We start from the raw sequence: 5,098 nt of genomic DNA, 5'->3' as shown, positions 1-5,098 counted from the left end.
AGCTCCCCCGACTGGATTCGAACCAGTGACCCTTCGGTTAACAGCCGAATGCTCTACCGCTGAGCTACAAGGGAACGGCGTTCAGGGTTATATCACACCTTACTTTACGATGCAAGACTACCGCAAAATTTGGGTGCAAGACAATGATCGGAAATTGTGACTAGAGAGCCAGCCCAAACCCGAAAAATCGGGAGTCGAGACAGGCTAATCGCATAAACTTTTGCGGCACATCCAACCTGTGATTTGTGCATATTTATTGATAGTATTTCGTGATTTCAGTAGAGGCCCCTATGGATGACTCTCACTCCTCGGGAGACCAATCCTCTCAGTAATTGATAGATGTTTTGTATTGTTGCTGAGGGACTTCAAGTATATGCGATTAGCCTGGGAGTCGAGAAGGCCCTGTCAGCAGTTGACCGTATAATAGGGCACGATGATTAGCATTGACCTCTGCGATGGCAAGATAACCCAGGGGGACATCGCCCCCGAGCGTATCAGCGAGTTCCTCCTGTCTGCTGGCAATACCCCAGAGACCGCACAAAACACGCCTGGTCGCCACAGTAAAGCCAGCTCTCCAAAGGCTACCAAAGCCAGCCGCCCGACTCTCTGGGTGGATGTCAGCTCGCCTACTGAAGACGACTGGAAGGCGCTGGAGGAGGAGTTCGACTTCCACCACCTCGCGCTGGAGGACGCCCGAAAACAGAACCAGCGGCCCAAGGTGGACAGCTACGAGGGGTATCTCTTCCTCTCTGTCCACGCTTGGTCGGGGGCCACAAAGCCCACCGATGATCTGGAGGCAGTCACCCACGAGATAGACATCTTCCTTGGCCCTAACTACCTGGTGACCATTCACAACGAGGTCAATGGCCCGATTGACGAGACGCGCCGACGCTTGCAACAGAACCCGGAGCACCTCCGAAGCGAGCCGGGCTTTCTGCTCTACCTACTGCTGGATGCCCTGGTGGACGAGTACTTCCCCGCGATGGATGAGCTGGACACGGAGATAGACCGGGTGGAGATGGTAATCTATGAATCAAACGACATCCCCGACTTCAAGCCCGCCGTTCTGCTCAAGAAGCGCCTGCTGCTCTTGCGCCAAGCGGTCTCACCGCTTCGGGATGTCATCAATCAGCTCCTACGCATCGACAATCCGATCCTTATCTCCCCCGAAACACGCGTCTTCTACCAGGATGTCTACGACCATACCCTGCGCCTTGTCGAGCAGGTGGACTTGCACCGCGACATCATGGGCGGGGTTATGGATGTGCTGATGTCGCAGACGAGCAACCGGCTCAACCAGGTAATGAAGACTCTCACCGGAATCTCCACGATCCTGATGAGTGCGGCTCTCATCGCGGGAATCTACGGGATGAACTTCAAGAACATGCCAGAGCTGAACTGGCAAAACGGCTATTTTATGGCGTTGGGGCTTATGGCCGCTATGGCAACGACCTTGGTGCTCTACTTCAAGAAGATCAAATGGTTTTAAGACCCCTCACAGGTACATAGAGACCATTAAGGCACGCGAGATATTAGACTCACGCGGCAATCCTACCGTGACAAAAATGCCCCTCTCCCACCCAGGTAGCGGGTTTGTTATTGGGAGAGGTGGCCGGGGGTGAGGGCTTAGATCGCCACTTCTTTACCCTGCTCGGCGGAGGCGTAAATGCCGCTGAGCATCTTCTGCACCATGACGCCGTGCTCGACGGGGCACTCGTTGGGGCGACCGTCGCGCACAACCTCGATGAAGTGCTGGATCTTGTACTGCCACATGTCCCACTTGGGGTAGTACGCGGGGGTGGCGTTGATCATGTAGCCCTCCCAGTCCGTGTAGGTCTCCGACGTGCTCCAGATGACGCCGCCCTTCTCGCCCATGATCTGAATGTCGAAGACATCCTCCTTGATATGGTTGCAGAAGCTCGACTCCAGCGTGAGAATCGTGCCGTTGTCGAAGCGGATCATCCCAGCGGCCAGATCCTCGACTGTGTAGGTCTCATGGTCCCAGTTGGGCCACTGGCTCTTCACTTCGCTAGGCTTGTTTCCCATCCAGGTCCAGGTGTTACCGGTCGCGGTGACCGGGGTGGGGTTGCCGATGAGGCTGTGTGCGGTGTCCAAAATATGCACGCCAATATCAATCATCGGGCCACCGCCTTGTAGCTCTTTACGGCCAAAGACGCCCCAGTTAGGGATGCCACGGCGACGCAGGGCCTGGGCGCGCACATACATAATTTTCCCGAATGCGCCGCTCTCGATCAGATCGCGGACGTACTTAGAGCGGGGCTCGTAGCGGTGCTGGAAGCCCATGACGAACTTCACGCCATTGGCATGAACCGCATCGGCGATTGCCTGCGCCTCGGTGGGGTTCATCGCAATCGGCTTCTCACAGAGAATATCTTTGCCCGCGTTGGCCGCCGCAATCGCTGCCTTGGCATGCACACCGTTGGGCGTACACACCGAGATGGCGTCAATGTCGCCCCCCACGGTCTTGAGCATCTCATTGAAATCCGTGAAGCAGTGGTCGGTAGCGACACCATGCTTGTTGTGCATCACGTCAAGGGCCACCTGGCGAATATCCGCACCTGCGACGATCGAGACACCGGGAATCTTAGTCATGTAGCCGATGTGGGTCTGCGCGATCCCACCACAGCCAATAAAGCCGACACGGAGGGGCTTGGCCTCAACAGCAGTACCCTCGGAGATTGTTGTGATTTCTGTATCCATTGAAAAAACCTTCCGGGTAAAACCTTACGCCAGACCCGTGCCATAATCCTGCCGGGGCCGTAAAATTCCTCAATGATTTCTGTTATTCTCCATGAGCCCGACATGCCCCAGAACACCGGCAATATCGTCCGGCTCTGCGCCAACGCGGGTGCGGCGCTGCATCTGATCGAGCCGCTGGGCTTTGCCTGGGACGACAAGCGCCTGCGCCGGGCGCATTTAGATTATGAAGAGTTCGCCGAGGTCCAGCGCCACGCAAGCTGGAACGCCTGCAAGGTTGCCCTCACCGGGAACCGCCTCTTTGCCATCGAGACCGGCGGTGATGCTACGCCCTACGAAACCGAGTTCCAGCCCGGCGATGCGCTTCTCTTTGGCTCGGAGTCACGCGGCCTCCCGGAGGATATTCTTAGTGAGGTAACCGTACTGACGCTTCCCATGATGCCGGGAAGCCGGAGCCTCAATCTCTCCAACGCCGTCGCCATCACGGTTTATGAGGCGTGGCGTCAGCTTGGTTTTGCCGCCGCCACGCCTCTGGGAACCACGCCTCGGGAACGCTCGTTTACGTTCTTCAACGGCAACCCAAACCAATTTATCCCCCCGCCCGGCGGGGGCTAGGGGGTGGGTTATTTTTCCGCTTGCGGCCAGATCTGATCCCACGCCGCCATCCAGTTGTCGGCCTTGCTCTGCACCTTGAGCTTCTCAATGACCTCAACGCCGTGTTTATTCCGAAACTGCCCGACTTTGTCTACGGTCTCGACCTCGACCGTGATCGTGGTGGGGGAGCCCACGGTGTAGACGTGGCCTTTCTTCACCCGAGAGAGCGCCTCGCGGGCACCGTCCTCAATCATTTGCCGGGCGCGCACCGGCGGAATCTGACGGGCGGAGTAGCGCGAGAGCCCACGCTTCACGGCGACATAGACCGGGTCATCGCCGAGAATCTCGCGACCCTCACGGCAGGTGGCTTCATCGCCCGTAACCAGCGCGACCGGGCAGCCGAAGTCGTCGTTGAACCAGAGATTACGCCAGGTGACGGTCGAGATCGTGTGGCACATCACGCCATCGGGAGTTCCGGCGCGGGCGTGCATCCCGACGCACAGACACGCATCGCAGCCTTGCTCCAAAAGCTCGGTGTAGCGGCTCCAGGTGTGGTGCGCCACCCACTCGCAGGCGGGATGCAGCAGCTCGGGGACGTACGAGTTAAAGGTCCAGTCGCCGCCCGCACCGTGGCAGTCCACCGCCACGATCTCCGTTGCGCCCGCCGCCACCGCACCACGGACGGCAGCATTGATCTCCTCCGTGTAGAGCCGCCTTCCTTCCTCAAACATCGGAGAGCCGCCCTCGACCTGCTTCCAGGTGACAATCCCACTCACCCCTTCCATATCCGACATGATCAAAACACGCATCTTCGCTCACTCCCTACTTTTCTCAGAAGTCTACCCCTGAACGCCATTAAAAAAACTCTTTAGTCACCAGAGAATCCAGTCGAAACCAGGAGAGGAAGAGGAGATTGATTCGGCTTATGCTACGAGGACTATACGAGAGTGCAATGGGAATGATGGCACGGCAAGCCCACCAGGATATCACTGCCAATAACCTTGCCAATGTCAACTCCACCGGTTTTCAGCGCGAGGTACTCGCGCTCAGCAGTCGCTTTGCCTTGCCGGACGAGAAGCGTGCTGCCAAAGTCTCCCCCTTCACAACTCCTCTCGCAACCGACCCCATGTCCGTGCGAGACACCACGCCAGGCGCTATCCAACCCACGGGCAACCCACACGATGTGGCGCTTTCAGGCCCAGGCTACCTGATGGTGCAGTCGGCGGGTGGCCCACGCCTCGTTCGCAGTGCCTCCCTGACTCTCAATAGCCGCGGCGAGGTCGCCCTGCCCACAGGAGAGCCGATTCTCGGTGTGAGCGGCGCCCCGATCCCCGTGGGAAGCTCGGACTGGAAGATAGACGAAACGGGCAGTATTCGCAACAGTAAGGAGCAGCTTCTGGGACGCATGCGTCTGGTGCAGGCGCAGGGTCCGGTCGCTCCCGCAGGCAATGGCATGAGTATCGCCCAAAATGTCACAAGTGCCGCCCCGGGGAGCCTCACGGTTCTCTCTGGTAGCCTAGAGCGCTCCAATGTGGATCCCATCCGCGAGATGGTGAACATGATCACCGGTGTCCGCGCCTACGAGGCGGGCCAAAAATCCATTCAAGCCCAGGATTCAACCCTGGAAAGTCTCTTCACTTTACTACGCTAATTGACTTAGACCTAAGGAAAAACTTATGATTCGCTCTCTCTACACCGCGGCTTCCGGCATGAACGCGCAGCAGCTCAACATGGATGTGATTGCCAACAACCTCTCCAATGTCAATACCAACGGCTTCAAACGCGG

6 protein-coding genes and 1 tRNA gene are annotated in these 5,098 nt (G+C 57.8%); 4 read left to right on the top strand and 3 right to left on the bottom strand.

The features are described from left to right. Positions 1-2: 2 nt before the first annotated feature. A tRNA-Asn gene (locus ACH2EH_RS08845) sits at positions 3-74 on the bottom strand. A gap of 359 nt (positions 75-433) precedes the next feature. Between ACH2EH_RS08845 and corA the strand changes: the two genes are divergently transcribed. Beyond that, positions 434-1,489 (top strand): magnesium/cobalt transporter CorA, encoded by a 1,056-nt coding sequence (corA, locus tag ACH2EH_RS08840; protein WP_395140864.1) that lies wholly within the window; start codon positions 434-436, stop codon positions 1,487-1,489. A 137-nt stretch (positions 1,490-1,626) separates the two neighbouring features. On the opposite strand, the gene ACH2EH_RS08835 is transcribed toward corA, so the two are convergent. Further along, entirely contained in the window at positions 1,627-2,721 is a 1,095-nt protein-coding gene (locus tag ACH2EH_RS08835; protein WP_395140862.1) for a Gfo/Idh/MocA family protein, read from the bottom strand. Positions 2,722-2,793: 72 nt separating this feature from the next. Between ACH2EH_RS08835 and ACH2EH_RS08830 the strand changes: the two genes are divergently transcribed. Next, positions 2,794-3,333, top strand: a complete 540-nt coding sequence (locus tag ACH2EH_RS08830; RefSeq protein WP_395140861.1) for a tRNA (cytidine(34)-2'-O)-methyltransferase — start codon at positions 2,794-2,796, stop codon at positions 3,331-3,333. A gap of 8 nt (positions 3,334-3,341) precedes the next feature. Here the strand turns inward: ACH2EH_RS08830 and ACH2EH_RS08825 are convergent, their stop codons facing one another. Further along, complete coding sequence (locus ACH2EH_RS08825; protein ID WP_395140859.1) at positions 3,342-4,121, bottom strand: M55 family metallopeptidase; 780 nt, start codon at positions 4,119-4,121, stop codon at positions 3,342-3,344. A gap of 116 nt (positions 4,122-4,237) precedes the next feature. Between ACH2EH_RS08825 and ACH2EH_RS08820 the strand changes: the two genes are divergently transcribed. Beyond that, positions 4,238-4,963: a flagellar hook-basal body protein gene (locus ACH2EH_RS08820; protein WP_395140857.1), complete on the top strand. Its 726-nt coding sequence runs from the start codon at positions 4,238-4,240 to the stop codon at positions 4,961-4,963. 25 nt (positions 4,964-4,988) lie between these two features. Continuing rightward, a partial coding sequence (locus tag ACH2EH_RS08815) for a flagellar basal body protein (RefSeq protein WP_395140866.1) occupies positions 4,989-5,098 on the top strand: 110 nt, incomplete at its 3' end.

It is taken from the genome of Armatimonas sp., from assembly GCF_043760365.1.
In the GTDB taxonomy this organism is placed as follows: domain Bacteria; phylum Armatimonadota; class Armatimonadia; order Armatimonadales; family Armatimonadaceae; genus Armatimonas.
Note: the sequence above shows the minus strand (reverse complement) of the source record. Positions and strands in the feature narration are given on the sequence as shown.

Bases quoted from the DNA above. Each gene is read 5' to 3' on its own strand.
- corA (WP_395140864.1), top strand. From the start codon at position 434: ATGATTAGCATTGACCTCTGCGATGGCAAGATAACCCAGGGGGACATC.
- ACH2EH_RS08820 (WP_395140857.1), top strand. From the start codon at position 4,238: ATGCTACGAGGACTATACGAGAGTGCAATGGGAATGATGGCACGGCAA.
- ACH2EH_RS08825 (WP_395140859.1), bottom strand. From the start codon at position 4,121: ATGCGTGTTTTGATCATGTCGGATATGGAAGGGGTGAGTGGGATTGTC.
- ACH2EH_RS08830 (WP_395140861.1), top strand. From the start codon at position 2,794: ATGATTTCTGTTATTCTCCATGAGCCCGACATGCCCCAGAACACCGGC.
- ACH2EH_RS08835 (WP_395140862.1), bottom strand. From the start codon at position 2,721: ATGGATACAGAAATCACAACAATCTCCGAGGGTACTGCTGTTGAGGCC.